We start from the raw sequence: 13,730 nt of genomic DNA, 5'->3' as shown, positions 1-13,730 counted from the left end.
GTCGAGCACGTTAAACCTATGGAGGGCTGCACGCGCCAAGCCGTTCCCCGACATGCGTGCGCACCGGCTGGGTGAGTGCGTGTGCAGGCAGCTATGGCAGCGGCCAGACGCTCCTATGCGTCGGCCTAGCAGTCCGCCAACCCGCCAATGCCAACCCGCCAACGCTGTCCTACGCCGCTCCCGGCCGGGAGCGGCGCACGCCCGTCAAGGCAGGCGATCGTCCGGTGCGAGCGGATCGGCCGCAGGCGTGGTGCCGACCGCGACAAGTGGCCCGCGCAGCGACTGCTGCGGCATGCCTTCGATCACCGGCTCGCCGCGCGCCGCACGCAGCGCATTGGCGTAGCAATGCTGGGCCGACAGCAGGTCGCCGGCGGCGGCAAACCCGTGCCCCAGCTCTTCCCAGGCATCGCTGCCGGCACCATTGGCGAGCGCGCGATGCAGGAACTCTTCGGCCTGCGACCACTGTTGTTGGTGGCGCGCAAGGCGTGCCAGCGTCAACAGCAAGCCCGGGCTGTCCGGAGACTGGGTCAGCCACCGCTGCGCGCTGGCACGGCGCGAATCATATTTTTCCAGCGGCAGTACCCCGTACAGGCGCACCAGCGATTCGTCCCAGTGCGTATCCAGCGCCTGTTCCAGGCTGTGCACGGCGGCATCGTCCCAATGCAGCACGGCGGCGCGGTGCGCATAGGCGCCGACCACCGCCGGGTGGGTGCGCAGCGGCTTGGGCAGCGCTTCCCAACGTTCGGCCAGCGCATTGGCATCGCCGGCCTGCAGCAGGGTCTGTTCGGCCAGTGTGGCCTCCAGCGCGCTGTAGGCCTCCGGTGCCAGCACTGCCTGCTGGCGCAGTGCGCCCAATTGGCCGTAGGCCTCGTCGGCGCGCCCGATCTGGGTCAGCGCATGGGTGCGCAGCAGCAGGCCGCGCGCCGGCAGCGGCTGCGCGCCGGCGGCATCCAGCGCATTGATCGCCTCGATCGGGTGCTGGCGTGCCAGATGGCGTTCGCCCTGCAACAGGGCATGCGCAGTGGGATCGCGCTCGGCCAACTGTTGGGCCAGCGCATTGGCTGCCGTCTCGTCGCCGCGCGCATCGGCCACCCGCACCGCACTGGCCAGCGCAATGCCGCTGACTTCCTCGTCTTCGCTGGCATTGACCAATAGCCGCTCGGCGCGCTGCCACTGGCCGTGATCGGCGGCGCGCAGGCCTTCGATCAGGCGCGCGCGGCCCTTCTTGCGCCGGTACTTGCCCCACACGCGGAACGGCAGGCTGATCAAGGTCCACAACAACCACAGCACCAGCAGCGCGATGATCAGGATCAACACCGCCTGCGGCATCGCGGCGCGGTAGTCGTTGCCACCGACGCTGACCACCACATTGCCCAGGTCGTAACTGGTCTGGTGCGAGAGCCACTGCGCACCAAGCACGCCCAGCGCCACGGCAACCAACAGGATCAGCACGGTACGCAACACTTTCATTGGGTGGATCTCCCTTCACGCATGGCCTGCAGTTGCAGCAGGGTGGTGCCCAGTTCCGGCAGTTGCGGACGCAGCGGCGCTTGTTGCAAGGCACGCAGGCGCGATCGCACCTGCGCCCGTTGCGGTGAATCCGGCCACAGCCGGGTGGTCCAGGTGTCCACCCGGCGCAGCGCCTGGGCAAGGCCCTGCGCATCGCCACGCTCGGCGGCGGCGCGGGCCAGGCTGAGTTCGATCTGCAACGCGTCGCCGGCAGCGTGGCGGTCGCCCCCGGTCAGCAGCGCGTCGCCGCGGCTGGGGCGGATCTCCACCAACGGCGCCAGCACTTTCTGCCACCACGGCCGCGCCGCGTCGCTGGCCTGCGCGGTCTGCTCCGGCAGACGCTGCAGATCGGCGGCAATGCCGTCCAGGGTCTGCCCTACCTGGGCCTGCGGGCCGGCACCGAGGCGATCCAGCGCGTCGCGTTCCTGCACCAGTGCCTGGCGCAGATTGAGATAGCCCGGATCGTCGATGCCGTTGAGCGCGCCATTGGCCAGCGCGTACGCACGGCGTGCGCCATCGGCGTCGCCAGCGATGCTGAGTCGCTGCTGGCCCAGCCGCAGCAGCAGTTCCACTTCATCCAGCCGCAGCGCCTGGGCGCCGTGGCGGTTGGGATCGGCCAGTTTCTGCACGGTCTCTTCGAGCAGCGCGCTGCGCTGGCTCAGGCCCAGCATCTCGTCGCGCAACACGCGATTGGTGGCGGCCGCATCCTGCAGGCGCTCGTTGGCCAGCCGTTGATCGCGTCGCAGTGTTTCCAGCAGCTGCTGCGTGCCGTCCCAGCGCTGTTGCTGCGCCTGTGCCGCCTGCAACTGCGCTGCGTGATAGCCCTGCCACGCGCGCCAGCCGAGAAACAGCGCGATGCCCACGGCCAGCACGGCGATCGCCAGCAGCAGCCAGGCCCAGGGAACGCGTCGCGCGGGAGCGGGCATTTCGGTCATTCGCACATCCTCGGATGGTCGCCACTGGCGCGGGCGTCGCAGTCATCCGCCACAGCATGGCGTGCGTCGGCAGACGCCTGCAAGCCGCGCTTGAGTTCGCAGTTCAGCAAGGTCGCGGTGGTGTCATGACGGCGGCGGCGGCGGCTTCGGCTAGTTGCGCCGGCAACGGACCATCGGCGCGCACCACGTGATCGAATCCGGCTGCGAGCGCGGATGCGCACATGCGCTCGCTGGACGCCACCACCGGACGTTGCCGCCATGCGTCGGCCAGCGTGCTTGGCAGTTGCTGCAGGACCAGCGCCAGCGCCTCGCCACTGCTCAGCGCCAGCACGCTGCGCGGCAGTGCCGCCACCAGTGCCTGCACCGCCGCGCGGCGCAGAGGCAGCGCAACGCGCTGATACACCTCGGCGCGCAGGATGCGGGCGCCGCGCTGCTCCAGCGCCGGAGCGAGCATGCCGCGGCCCCCGGGCGCGGTGATCAGCCCCACCGTGTGCAGCGGCGGCTGGAACAGCGGCAGGGCCAGCAGGCCTTCGCTGTCCATGCGGGTCGGGCGGGTCACCGCCTCGACGCCACAGGCATGCAGCGCGCGTGCGGTGCCTTCGCCCACGCCGACCCAGTGCGCCTGCGGCGGCCGGCGCAAGGGTGCGAGCCGCTGCGCGGCCTGCACTGCGGCGGGGCTGGTGAACACCACGATGGGTGCCTGCAGCGCCTGCTGCAACGCGCTGCGCGCCGGCGCGGTGTCGTTGGTCTGCAGCCGCCATGGCGACAGCGCGAGCACGCGCCCGCCGTGGCGCGCGGCGGCCCGCCGCAACGGCGCGTGCTCGCCGCTGGGGCGCAGCGAAATCAGGGTCCAGCTGGCGGTGGCCGTGCGGGTCATGCGGTGATTATGCGAGAGCATCGCTGTCGTGCGCGGCCGGGCGAAGCATCCGCGTGATCGACCAGCCGGGCGGGCACAGGCGCACGGGGTGTACACAGCGGTGCGGCGCACTCGGATCATTTGCGAGACCTGAATCTCACTTCGTTCCCTCTTGCAAATCCTCCCGATCGCGGCACGATCCGCCACGACAACCGAGCTGGAGTGGCGCCGTGATCAAGTCCTATCTCATCAACATGCAGCGCAGCAGCGACCGGCTGCAGGCGATGTCGGCGCGGTTCCAGGCACTGGGCCTGCCGTTCGAGCGGCTACCTGCATTCGACGGCGCCACCTTGACGCCCGAGCAGATTGCCGCGTTCGTGCGTGAGCGCCCGCTGGAAGGATCCGGCGATGGCTACAGCAGCGGCCCGCGTCGCTGGACCGCCTCCAACATCGGCTGCTTCCTGAGTCACCAGGCGGCCTGGCGCATCGCCGCCGATTCCGACGATGCCTACACCGCCATCTTCGAAGACGATATGCACCTGTCCGATGCATTGCCGGCGCTGTTGCGCAGCACCGACTGGCTTCCGCCCGGCAACAGCATCGTGCGGCTGGAGCCGTCCTACAACCGGATCAAGCTCGATGCCAAGATGACCGAGATTGCCGGCCGTCAATTGCGCCTGGTGCGGCCATCGCGCCACCAGCATTGCTGGCCGGTGTGCGCCGGCGCACTGATCATCAGCCGCGAGGCGGCGCGCTTGCTGCTTGCCGCCGATGCGCGCTGGCACACCATGGCCGACATCTTTCTGTTCGGCTGGAACGAGTCGCCGGTGGCGCATCAGCTGGCCACCTACCAGCTTTCCCCTGCGGCCTGCATCCAGGACAAGTTCTTCCATGCAGCGCCGGAGCAGATCGTGTTCACCAGCACCATCGACGCACCGTTGACCCAGGCACAGAAGCAGCGCAGCGCACAGTGGAAGGCCAAGGCCACCGCACTGCTGCGGGTGGCGCAGGGCTACCGCAAGGTGGTATTTGCCCCCTGAAAACGCCGATGCAGCGCGTGCGCGCTGCAAACGCCGGAATCATCGCGCCTGCGCAGGCAGGCCACATGCGCACACGTGGTGAGCGTTGCCTGACCTGCAATTGGCCATCGAACAGCGTGCGGGTTTGACACGGTCTGAGCACCACCGGTCATGCCGCGATGCTGCACGCGTTCACCATGCGGTACCGCATGTCATCTCCTTGCACAAGACGCTCGCCGGACATTGCGGCATGATGCCGCCCTTCGCCGTCTTCCCGCCTTTCTGATGACTCCTTCGTGCACGCTCGCATCCGCCCTGCAGTCGCTGCAGCAGCAATTCATCGCCATGCCGCCGGTGCTGTCGATGGGCATCGCCGTCGATGGACTGCACGACGGCGCCCTGCGCCTGCGTGCACCGCTGCAGGCCAACGTCAACGACAAGGCCAACGCGTTCGGCGGCAGCCTGGCATCGCTGATGACGCTGGCCGGCTGGGGTTGGCTGACGCTGCAGCTGCAACTGGCCGGCCACGACGCCGACGTCTATGTGGCCGATAGCCAGCTGCGTTACGTGGCACCGGTGTACGAAGAACTGGTGGCCGACGCGGCGCCCTCCGAACTGGGCGGCTGGGAGGCGTTTCTGGCCACCTTCCGGCAGCGCGGAAAGGCGCGGATCGGCATGCGCGCGCAGATCGCGCTGGGCTCGGGAACGGCCGCGGCCACCTTGAGCGGGCGCTTCGTGGCGTTCCCGAAACGGTAGGATGCGGGCTGGATCGGGGGGAATGCGGATGCGTGCAGTCATTGGGGCAGTGCTTGTGCTGGGGTTGGCGCTACTGAGCGGGATGGCCTCGGCCGGCAGCCGGGCGCAGGCGCGTGCGCTGGAAACCACCCAGGCGGCCTATACGGCCGCGGTGCGCTGGAGCGATTTCGACGCCGCGCAGGGGTTTATCGAACCGGCCTATGCCCAGGCCCACCCGGTTAGCGACCTGGAACGCTCGCGCTACGAGCAGGTGCAGATTTCCGGCTACCGCGAGCTGCGTACCGGCGATGACGCCAGCGGTGATCTGCGCCGCGAGGTGGAGTTGCGGGTGATCAACCGCAATACCCAGGCCGAACGGCTGGTGCGCAGCATCGAGATCTGGCGTTGGGATGCCGAGCGCAAACGCTGGTGGCTGGCCAGCGGCCTGCCCGATCTGTGGCAGGGCCAATAGCCCGGCCAGTGTGCGCTGGCCGTCGTGCGTGCCAGCTGTGCGACAATTCCCGCCCGCTTGACTGACCCTGACCCCGTGAATTTCGAAGAGCTGCAGGCCTTTGTCGGCCGCAACCCCATGCTGTCGCTGGCCCTGGTGGGCCTGACCATCGCCCTGATCGTCACCGAGGTTGCGCGCCTGTTCCGCGGCTACCGCGCACTCAAGCCGGCCGAGCTGACCCGCCTGATCAACAGCGAGGACGCGCTGGTGATCGACCTGTCGCCCAGCGCCGATTTCGAGAAGGGCCATATTGCCGGCAGCCGCAACGTGGCGCTGGCCAAGTTCGACCCGGCCAGCAAGCTGCTGACCAACGCCAAGGCATCGCCAGTGGTGGTGGTCTGCCGTAGCGGCAACGCCTCTGCAGGCGCGGCCAAGACGCTGAAGAAAGCCGGCTTCGAGAAGGTGTACTGGCTCGAAGGCGGCGTGGCTGCCTGGCAGATGGCCGAGCTACCACTGATCAAGGGCCGCTGATCCGCCTTGTGCGGCGCCTCGCAAGCCCCCATTGCTTGCGTGAGATACTCGCGTTTTCACGTCTGCATCACTCAACGCTGCATCCACCGAACCGTTTCTGGAGTTAGGAATGTCCGACGAAATCCTCAACGGCGCCGCTGCGCCGGCCGACGCCGCTGCTGGCCCCGCCTTCACCATCGAAAAGATTTACGTCAAGGACGTGTCCTTCGAATCGCCGAACGCGCCGGCCGTGTTCAATGACGCCAACCAGCCCGAGCTGCAGCTGAACCTCAATCAGAAGGTGCAGCGCCTCAACGACAACGCGTTCGAAGTCGTGCTGGCCGTGACCCTGACCTGCACCGCTGGTGGCAAGACCGCCTACGTGGCCGAAGTGCAGCAGGCCGGCGTGTTCGGCCTGGTCGGCCTGGAGCCGCAGGCGATCGACGTGCTGCTCGGCACCCAGTGCCCGAACATCCTGTTCCCGTACGTGCGCACCCTGGTCAGCGACCTGATCCAGGCCGGTGGCTTCCCGCCGTTCTACCTGCAGCCGATCAACTTCGAAGCCCTGTATGCAGAAACCCTGCGTCAGCGTCAGAACGAAGGCACCTCGCTGGCCGATTCAGAGCCGGCCGGCAACGCCTAAGCTGCGGTTGCGCCGATGAGCGATTCGACCCACAAGATCGCCGTTCTCGGCGCCGGTTCCTGGGGCACGGCCCTGGCCGCGCTGCTCGCCAGGCACGGTCATCCGACCGTGCTCTGGGGCCGCGATGCGGCGATGGTGGATGCCATCGACCGCACCCACGAGAACGTGCGTTACCTGCCCGGCATTCCGCTGCCCGACAGTCTGCGTGCCACCACCGACCTGCAGGCGGCTGTCGCCGACGCTACCTGGATTCTGGTGGTGGTGCCCTCGCATGCCTTCACCGAAACGGTCCGGCTGATCGCTCCGTTGCGTCCGGCCAACGCGGGCGTGGCATGGGCGACCAAGGGCTTCGAACCGGGTTCCGGACGCTTCCTGCATGAAGTGGCGCGCGATCTGCTTGGCCCGGCGGTTCCGCTGGCCGTGGTGACCGGGCCGTCCTTCGCCAAGGAAGTCACGCTTGGCCTGCCGACCGCCATTACCGTGCACGGCGACGATGCCGCGTTCGCGCAAATCGTGGCCGATGCGATGCATGGCCCCACCTTCCGTGCCTACACCGGCGATGACATGGTGGGTGCCGAACTGGGCGGCGCGATGAAGAACGTGCTGGCCGTGGCCACCGGCGTGGCCGACGGCATGCAGCTTGGCCTCAACGCCCGCGCCGGCTTGATCACGCGGGGCTTGAACGAAATGTTGCGTCTGGCCGCGGTGATCGGTGCGCGCCCGGAAACCCTGATGGGGCTGGCCGGGTTGGGCGATCTGGTGCTCACCTGCACCGGCGATCTGTCGCGCAACCGACGGCTGGGCCTGGCGTTGGGTCGCGGACAGAGCTTGAACGACGCGATCCGCGAGATCGGCCAGGTGGTCGAGTCGGTGCAGACGGCCGACGAAGTCATGCGCCAGGCCGAGCAGCACGGCATCGAACTGCCGATCTCCAATGCCGTGCGCGCAGTCCTGCATGGCGAGATCACGCCGGAGGCCGGTTTGCAGGGCCTGCTGGCACGCGAGCGCAAGCCCGAGTATCCGCAGACCTTGTTTACCTGATCATCTGCATGCCGATGGCGGCAAGTGATTGATGCACACAAAACGCCCGGCATTGCCGGGCGTTTTGTTTGGCGTAGCGTGGTGGCGTCAATGGCTGCGCCGAACCCGCAATGACAGAGGGAGCACGCCTTGGCGCATTCCTCGCTGCCTCGGTGGTGAGCGCATATCAGTGATACCCGCGTGCGGCGTGCCCACGCGCTGCGGGCTGCAATTTCGCCCCGGGGCGTGATGGCGCTTCTGCGCGGTTGGCATTGGACATGCCGGCCAGTGGCCACTCGCTGAGAACACAGGCGATGCCGGAGACACTCAGCCGCCGCGCAGCAAGGCAGCATCTCCTTTCCACCGATCGCCCAAAAAAGAAGCCCGGTCGGGGGACCGGGCTTCCGATGCAACGCGGGAGAGAGAGTCGCGTTGCAGTCAAACGTGCGGCTTACCAGCTGAAGCGCGGGCCGACCGACCATTCCTTGTTGCCGTCGCCATCCATGCGGATGTCGCCGTTGATGCCCCAGTTCTGGTTCAACTTCACCTGGGCGCCAAGGCGGCCGTAGAAGTTGTCGCCGATGTCGATGCCGCGCTTCTTGGAGAAGTCTTCGTAGCCAGCCAGGGCATAGACTTCGAAGTGCTCGCCGAAGGCGTTACGCAGACCGGCTTCCACGCTGTAGCCGTCGAAGCTGATGTTCGGGGTGTCCAGGTCCAGCTTGCGGTACGCAACGCGCGCAACGAAGTCGGTGCTGGTGGCGATCTCGTGGTTGTAGCCCACACCCACGCCCCACTGCTGGAAGTCGGAGTTGGAGCTTTCGAACACGTTGTCGTTGTCGTCGGCGTTCTGCTTGCTGTAGTCACCGAACACGTGGAAGTTCGGAGCAACGGCGTAGGAAGCCTTCAGGCCCCAACCGTCTGCATCGCGACCTTCGGTCGGGGTGCGCACATAGTCGCCTTCGACGAAGTTGTAGGAGAGGTTTTCGGCAGCGGAGGCCGCAAACGGCAGGGCAGCGAGAAGGCCGAGGGCCAGCAAAGAAGTCTTCATGATCGAGATACCTGTACTTATTGGTTTGGGCCGGCGCTGAGGCGGATGCCGTTCGCTGCCGAGATGTAAATTCTCCGTTATTCGATGGAACGCGACATGAATTCTGGACTGAGCAGTTGATGAATCATCGCGCCAGATTCAGCTGCGCTTTCTTGTGGTCGTCATGCAATGCGCGTAGCGCACGCGTAAAACGTGACGCGGCATTCATTGCACGCTCGTAATGTGAGACTCATGTGCATGAATGCACGAATCATCGGGTTTCCCAGCACTTTTCGTGCACGAGCACACTGCTCTGACATCCCCGCTGGGAGCATCGCATGCTCGTTGATCAATAGCGGAGCTGCATCGTGGCGAAGAAGAAGACAATGGCGCGGTTTCTGGCCGAGACGCTGCAGAACGCGGGTGTGGAGCGGATCTGGGGCGTGACCGGCGACAGCCTCAATGGCCTGACCGATGCCTTGCGCGAGATGCAGACGATCGCGTGGATGCATGTGCGCCACGAAGAAGTGGCCGCCTTCGCCGCAGGCGCCGAAGCGGCAGTGACCGGCGAGTTGGCGGTGTGTGCGGGCAGTTGCGGGCCGGGCAATCTGCATTTGATCAACGGACTCTTCGACTGCCACCGCAGCCGGCAACCGGTGCTGGCGATCGCCGCGCATATCCCCTCGTCCGAAATCGGCCTGAGCTATTTCCAGGAAACCCATCCGCAGGAATTGTTCCGCGAGTGCAGCCACTTTGTGGAGCTGGTGACCAACCCGGCGCAGCTGCCGGAAGTGCTGCACCGTGCGATGCGCACGGCGATCCTGCAGCAGGGCGTGGCGGTGGTGGTGATTCCCGGCGATATCGCGCTGCTGGAGGTGGACAAGCATCTGTCCAGCGCATGGCCGGCGCTGCGCGCACCGCGCGTGCTGCCTGCTGCCGAGGATGTGCAGCAGCTGGCCGAGCTGCTGCAGCAGAGCAAGGCGGTTACCTTGCTGTGCGGCAGCGGATGCGCCGGTGCGCACGATGCGGTAGTGGCGCTGGCAGAGACGTTGGGCGCACCGATCGTGCATGCGTTGCGCGGCAAGGAATACGTGGAGTGGGAAAACCCGTTCGATGTCGGCATGACCGGCCTGATCGGCTTCAGCTCCGGCTATCACGCGATGCTCAACTGCGACACCTTGATCATGCTGGGTACGGACTTCCCGTATCGGCAGTTCTACCCGAAGGACGCGACCATCGTGCAGGTTGATCGCGACCCGGGCGCGCTGGGGCGGCACACGCCGCTTCAATTAGGCATCGCGGCGGATGTGGGCGAAACCATCGCGGCCTTGCTGCCGCAGTTGCAGCGCAGGGAAGATCGCCGCTTCCTTGAAAAGTCGCTGGAGCACTATCGCACCGCGCGCGAGGGGCTGGATGACCTGGCAGTACCCGCCGATCCGGGCGAACCGCTGCATCCGCAGTTCGTCACCCGGCTGATCAGCCAGATTGCCGATCAGGATGCGATATTCACCTGCGATGTCGGCACGCCTACGGTGTGGGCGGCGCGCTATCTGCGCATGAACGGCAAGCGCCGTTTGCTGGGGTCGTTCAACCATGGCTCGATGGCCAATGCCATGCCGCAGGCGCTGGGCGCACAGGCGGCGTTCCCCGGGCGTCAGGTGATCTCGCTGTCTGGCGACGGTGGCTTTGCGATGCTGATGGGCGATTTCATCTCGCTGGCGCAGTTGAACCTGCCGGTGAAGATCGTGGTGTTCAACAATGCCTCGTTGGGCTTTGTGGCGATGGAAATGAAGGCGGCCGGCTACCTGGATACCGGTACCGAGCTGCGCAACCCGGATTTCGCCGCGATGAGCAATGCGATGGGCATCCTGGGCATTCGCGTCGATGAGTCGGCGCAGCTGGAGCGCGCGTTGCGGCAGGCATTTGCGCATTCCGGTCCGGCGCTGGTGGATGTGCGCATTGCCACCCAGGAGCTGGCGGTGCCGCCGGCAATCAAGCTCGAACAGGCCAAGGGCATGGGCCTGTACATGCTCAAGGCGGTGATGAGCGGGCGCGGTGATGAGGTGTTGCAGCTGGTCAAGACCAATCTGCGCTGAGGCAGCGGCCACGCTGCACACTACCGCCTGATCTTCCTGGGATCGTTCGATGCCTCGTTCGCTGCTGCGGCAATTGCTGTTGATCTGGGTGGTCATCGTGGCCGCCTGCGTGGGCGTGGCCACGATGCTGTACGGCCTGTACCGGCAGACCGAGGGCGTGCGGCTGGAGGAGGCGCGCCAGCAATTGAGCGCGCAATGCACGCGCATCGTGCAACGGTATGCCGGGGCCAGCGAGGCGGCGCGCACCGGCGACGATGGAATCGGCCTGGCAGCGGTGGTGGTGCAGCTGGTGCTGGCCGACGCACCCGGTGTCGAAGGTGGCGTCTGGGATCTGCATCGGGGCTTCATTGCCTATGCCTACCCCACCTACGATGGGAGCGACCACAAGACCGATATCCCCGCGGCCGAATGGACCACCATCGTGGGCACGGCGCAGCAGGCAGTGAAGGACAAGACTGCCGTGCACTACCGTCGGGATGGTCGCCGCGAAGTGTTGCTTATCAGCGCCTGTCCGCTGATGTCGGGCAGTGCGGCATGGACGATGACGCGGGTACCAGCCAGCAAGGCCGACGCCTGGCGGCCCCTGGTCGTCGGCATGTTGCTGATCTTCGCGATGGTGGCGGTCTCGGCGATTGCGCTGGGGGTGGTGGTGCGGCGCTGGAGCCAGCGCTTGCATCGCATCCAGCAGGCATTGGCCGCCGACACGCAGACACCGCACATACCGCCGACCGGCACGCCGGAACTGGATCGGCTGGGCGCGGCGGTCAACGACTACGCACAACGCAACGCACAGGCGCTGGCGCAGACACGCCGCCTGGCCGATGAGCTGTCGCGGCACGAACGTCTGGCCGCGCTTGGCCGGATGACGGCCACGGTGGCGCACGAGATCCGCAATCCGATCGCCACGATGCGGCTGGCGGTGGAGAACGAGATCGCCCAGCGTGATGCCACACCCGACGCAGCGGCCCACGCGGAGATCATGCTGGCGCAGATTCAACGCCTGGATGGGGTGGTCGAGAGCCTGCTCGGCATGGTGCAGCCGATCCGTCTGCAACTGGAGACGGTGGACGTGCAGGCGTGGTTGGGCGCGCTGCTGGCGCCGGAGCTGTTGCCACCGGACATGCCACCACCCCGCCTGCGGGTGCCGGCGGCGCCGTTGCGCTGGACACTGGATCCGCAGCAACTCGGGCGCGCGGTGCACAACCTGTTGCGCAATGCCGTACAGCACGCCGAGCCGGGCAGCGAGGTGACACTGCAGGCGGCAGAAGCCGATGGCATGCTGCAGTTGCGGGTCTCCAACCATGGCGCGGCGATCGCCGAGCCGATTGCCGCGCAGCTGTTCGAACCGTTCGTCAGCGGGCGCAGCGACGGCAACGGGCTCGGGCTGGCGCTGGTGCGCGAGATCGCGCGCGCGCACGGCGGGCAGGTGCGCTACGCACACGCCGACGGGCTGACCGATTTCATCGTGGAGCTGCCATGGCGCGCATCCTGATCATCGACGACGATGCGGCGTTTCGTACGACCTTGCAGGCCACCTTGCGCTCGCTCGGCCATGCCGTGGTCGGTGCCGACAATGGGCCGGACGGGCTGGCGCGGCTGAGCGAAGGCGGCATCGACATGGCGTTCGTGGATTTCCGCATGCCTGGCATGGATGGCATCGAGGTCCTGCGTGCGCGCCTGGGCGATGCGCAGGCGCGCCAGGTGCCGCTGGTGATGCTCACCGCGCATGTGTCCAGCGGCAACACCATCGAGGCGATGACGCTGGGCGCCTTCGATCATCTGGTCAAGCCGGTGGGGCGCGCGGACATCGTCGAGGTGGTGCAGCGCGCGCTGGCGAGCCGCGTGCACGACGCGGCAGCCGAGATCGATGACGCGAGCGAGCCGGCCGAAGAAGACGATGCACTGATCGGGCACAGCCCGGCGATGCGCACCGTGCACAAACGCATCGGGCTGGCCGCCGCCTCCGACCTGCCGGTACTGATCACTGGCGAAACCGGCACCGGCAAGGAGTTGGCCGCGCGTGCGCTGCATCGCGCCAGTCCACGCGCCAATGCATCGTTCGTTGCGGTCAATTGCGCGGCCATCCCGCTGGAGTTGATGGAAAGCGAGTTATTCGGCCACCGCAAGGGCGCATTTTCCGGCGCAAGCGGCGACCGGCTCGGGCTGATCCGCGAAGCCGACGGTGGCACCTTGTTTCTGGATGAAATCGGCGACATGCCGCTGCCGATGCAGGCCAAGCTGCTGCGCTTCCTGCAGGAAGGCGAGGTGACGCCGCTGGGGGGCAGTGGCCCGCAGAAGGTCGACGTGCGGGTGTTGGCCGCCACCCACCGCGACCTGGCGGCCTGCGTGGCCGACGGGCGGTTTCGCAGCGACCTGCGCTATCGCCTAAACGTGGTGCCGATCGAACTGCCGCCGCTGCGCGAGCGGGGCCAGGACATCCTGCTGCTGGCGCAGCACTTCCTGCGCGGCGGTACTGGGCGGGCGCAGGGGGTGTCGCCGGCGGCGCAGGAACGGCTGCTGGCACACCGCTGGCCCGGCAACGTGCGCGAACTGCGCAATGTCATGCAGCGCAGCCAGGTGCTGGGTCGCGGTACCAGCATCGATGCGCCCGATCTGGACGAGGCGCTGGCCGACGCGGGCGAACCATCGCCACCGTCGACCTTGGCGCCCGTCGGAAGCCTGCCCGAGGCGGTGGCACGTCTGGAGCGGGAGATGATCCAGGCGGCGCTGGCGCAGAGCCAGGGCAACCGGGCCGAGGCGGCACGTCGGCTAGGCATCCACCGGCAGCTGCTCTATCGCAAGCTGGAGGAATACGGACTGTAAGGCCTACGCACGCTCCACTGTCGGTTCCGGAGTGTCCCCAAAGCGGACAGGGTGGATGAAACCAGGACGTCTCAGTGCGCTGATTTGTGCAGTGATTTCTTTATAA

General features: G+C 67.1%; 13 protein-coding genes. 9 read left to right on the top strand and 4 right to left on the bottom strand.

Annotated features, from left to right (window positions below):
• Positions 1 to 204: 204 nt before the first annotated feature.
• From A7D17_RS04170 to A7D17_RS04160, 3 genes are all read right to left on the bottom strand, one after another.
• Positions 205 to 1,470, bottom strand: coding sequence for a heme biosynthesis protein HemY (locus A7D17_RS04170; protein ID WP_064507952.1), 1,266 nt, complete (start codon positions 1,468 to 1,470; stop codon positions 205 to 207).
• A complete protein-coding gene (locus tag A7D17_RS04165; protein WP_064507951.1) occupies positions 1,467 to 2,444 on the bottom strand; it encodes a uroporphyrinogen-III C-methyltransferase in 978 nt (325 codons plus the stop codon). Before A7D17_RS04165 ends, A7D17_RS04170 begins: the two co-directional genes overlap by 4 nt.
• A 103-nt stretch (positions 2,445 to 2,547) precedes the next feature.
• Complete coding sequence (locus A7D17_RS04160; protein WP_082861724.1) at positions 2,548 to 3,342, bottom strand: uroporphyrinogen-III synthase; 795 nt, start codon at positions 3,340 to 3,342, stop codon at positions 2,548 to 2,550.
• Positions 3,343 to 3,530: 188 nt separating this feature from the next.
• Here A7D17_RS04160 and A7D17_RS04155 point away from each other — a divergent pair, with 188 nt between their 5' ends.
• The 6 genes from A7D17_RS04155 to A7D17_RS04130 all read left to right on the top strand — a co-directional run bounded on the left by A7D17_RS04155 (position 3,531) and on the right by A7D17_RS04130 (position 7,699).
• Positions 3,531 to 4,340, top strand: coding sequence for a glycosyltransferase family 25 protein (locus tag A7D17_RS04155; protein WP_064507949.1), 810 nt, complete (start codon positions 3,531 to 3,533; stop codon positions 4,338 to 4,340).
• Positions 4,341 to 4,604: 264 nt separating this feature from the next.
• Positions 4,605 to 5,075, top strand: a complete 471-nt coding sequence (locus A7D17_RS04150; protein WP_064507948.1) for a YiiD C-terminal domain-containing protein — start codon at positions 4,605 to 4,607, stop codon at positions 5,073 to 5,075.
• A gap of 28 nt (positions 5,076 to 5,103) precedes the next feature.
• Positions 5,104 to 5,526, top strand: coding sequence for a hypothetical protein (locus tag A7D17_RS04145; protein ID WP_064507947.1), 423 nt, complete (start codon positions 5,104 to 5,106; stop codon positions 5,524 to 5,526).
• 75 nt (positions 5,527 to 5,601) lie between these two features.
• Positions 5,602 to 6,036: a rhodanese-like domain-containing protein gene (locus tag A7D17_RS04140; protein WP_064507946.1), complete on the top strand. Its 435-nt coding sequence runs from the start codon at positions 5,602 to 5,604 to the stop codon at positions 6,034 to 6,036.
• A 109-nt stretch (positions 6,037 to 6,145) separates the two neighbouring features.
• Positions 6,146 to 6,658, top strand: a complete 513-nt coding sequence (gene secB, locus A7D17_RS04135; protein ID WP_010370592.1) for a protein-export chaperone SecB — start codon at positions 6,146 to 6,148, stop codon at positions 6,656 to 6,658.
• Positions 6,659 to 6,673: 15 nt separating this feature from the next.
• Positions 6,674 to 7,699, top strand: coding sequence for an NAD(P)H-dependent glycerol-3-phosphate dehydrogenase (locus A7D17_RS04130; RefSeq protein WP_064507945.1), 1,026 nt, complete (start codon positions 6,674 to 6,676; stop codon positions 7,697 to 7,699).
• A 430-nt stretch (positions 7,700 to 8,129) separates the two neighbouring features.
• Here A7D17_RS04130 and A7D17_RS04125 read toward each other — a convergent pair whose 3' ends face one another.
• Complete coding sequence (locus A7D17_RS04125; RefSeq protein ID WP_064507944.1) at positions 8,130 to 8,726, bottom strand: OmpO family porin; 597 nt, start codon at positions 8,724 to 8,726, stop codon at positions 8,130 to 8,132.
• 365 nt (positions 8,727 to 9,091) lie between these two features.
• Between A7D17_RS04125 and poxB the strand changes: the two genes are divergently transcribed.
• From poxB to A7D17_RS04110, 3 genes are read left to right on the top strand one after another with little or no spacing between them, the layout of a single operon-like run.
• On the top strand, positions 9,092 to 10,801 hold the full coding sequence (gene poxB, locus A7D17_RS04120) for a ubiquinone-dependent pyruvate dehydrogenase (protein ID WP_064507943.1): 1,710 nt from the start codon (positions 9,092 to 9,094) through the stop codon (positions 10,799 to 10,801).
• A 49-nt stretch (positions 10,802 to 10,850) separates the two neighbouring features.
• On the top strand, positions 10,851 to 12,293 hold the full coding sequence (locus A7D17_RS04115; protein WP_064507942.1) for a sensor histidine kinase: 1,443 nt from the start codon (positions 10,851 to 10,853) through the stop codon (positions 12,291 to 12,293).
• Entirely contained in the window at positions 12,278 to 13,624 is a 1,347-nt protein-coding gene (locus A7D17_RS04110) for a sigma-54-dependent transcriptional regulator (RefSeq protein ID WP_064507941.1), read from the top strand. Before A7D17_RS04115 ends, A7D17_RS04110 begins: the two co-directional genes overlap by 16 nt.
• The last annotated feature ends 106 nt before the right edge of the window (positions 13,625 to 13,730 follow it).

The organism is Xanthomonas floridensis (genome assembly GCF_001642575.1).
GTDB lineage: Bacteria > Pseudomonadota > Gammaproteobacteria > Xanthomonadales > Xanthomonadaceae > Xanthomonas > Xanthomonas floridensis.
This window is presented reverse-complemented; position numbering and strand designations above follow the sequence as displayed.

Bases quoted from the DNA above. Each gene is read 5' to 3' on its own strand.
- A7D17_RS04170 (WP_064507952.1), bottom strand. From the start codon at position 1,470: ATGAAAGTGTTGCGTACCGTGCTGATCCTGTTGGTTGCCGTGGCGCTG.
- A7D17_RS04165 (WP_064507951.1), bottom strand. From the start codon at position 2,444: ATGACCGAAATGCCCGCTCCCGCGCGACGCGTTCCCTGGGCCTGGCTG.
- A7D17_RS04160 (WP_082861724.1), bottom strand. From the start codon at position 3,342: ATGCTCTCGCATAATCACCGCATGACCCGCACGGCCACCGCCAGCTGG.
- A7D17_RS04150 (WP_064507948.1), top strand. From the start codon at position 4,605: ATGACTCCTTCGTGCACGCTCGCATCCGCCCTGCAGTCGCTGCAGCAG.
- A7D17_RS04145 (WP_064507947.1), top strand. From the start codon at position 5,104: ATGCGTGCAGTCATTGGGGCAGTGCTTGTGCTGGGGTTGGCGCTACTG.
- secB (WP_010370592.1), top strand. From the start codon at position 6,146: ATGTCCGACGAAATCCTCAACGGCGCCGCTGCGCCGGCCGACGCCGCT.
- A7D17_RS04130 (WP_064507945.1), top strand. From the start codon at position 6,674: ATGAGCGATTCGACCCACAAGATCGCCGTTCTCGGCGCCGGTTCCTGG.
- A7D17_RS04125 (WP_064507944.1), bottom strand. From the start codon at position 8,726: ATGAAGACTTCTTTGCTGGCCCTCGGCCTTCTCGCTGCCCTGCCGTTT.
- poxB (WP_064507943.1), top strand. From the start codon at position 9,092: ATGGCGCGGTTTCTGGCCGAGACGCTGCAGAACGCGGGTGTGGAGCGG.
- A7D17_RS04115 (WP_064507942.1), top strand. From the start codon at position 10,851: ATGCCTCGTTCGCTGCTGCGGCAATTGCTGTTGATCTGGGTGGTCATC.
- A7D17_RS04110 (WP_064507941.1), top strand. From the start codon at position 12,278: ATGGCGCGCATCCTGATCATCGACGACGATGCGGCGTTTCGTACGACC.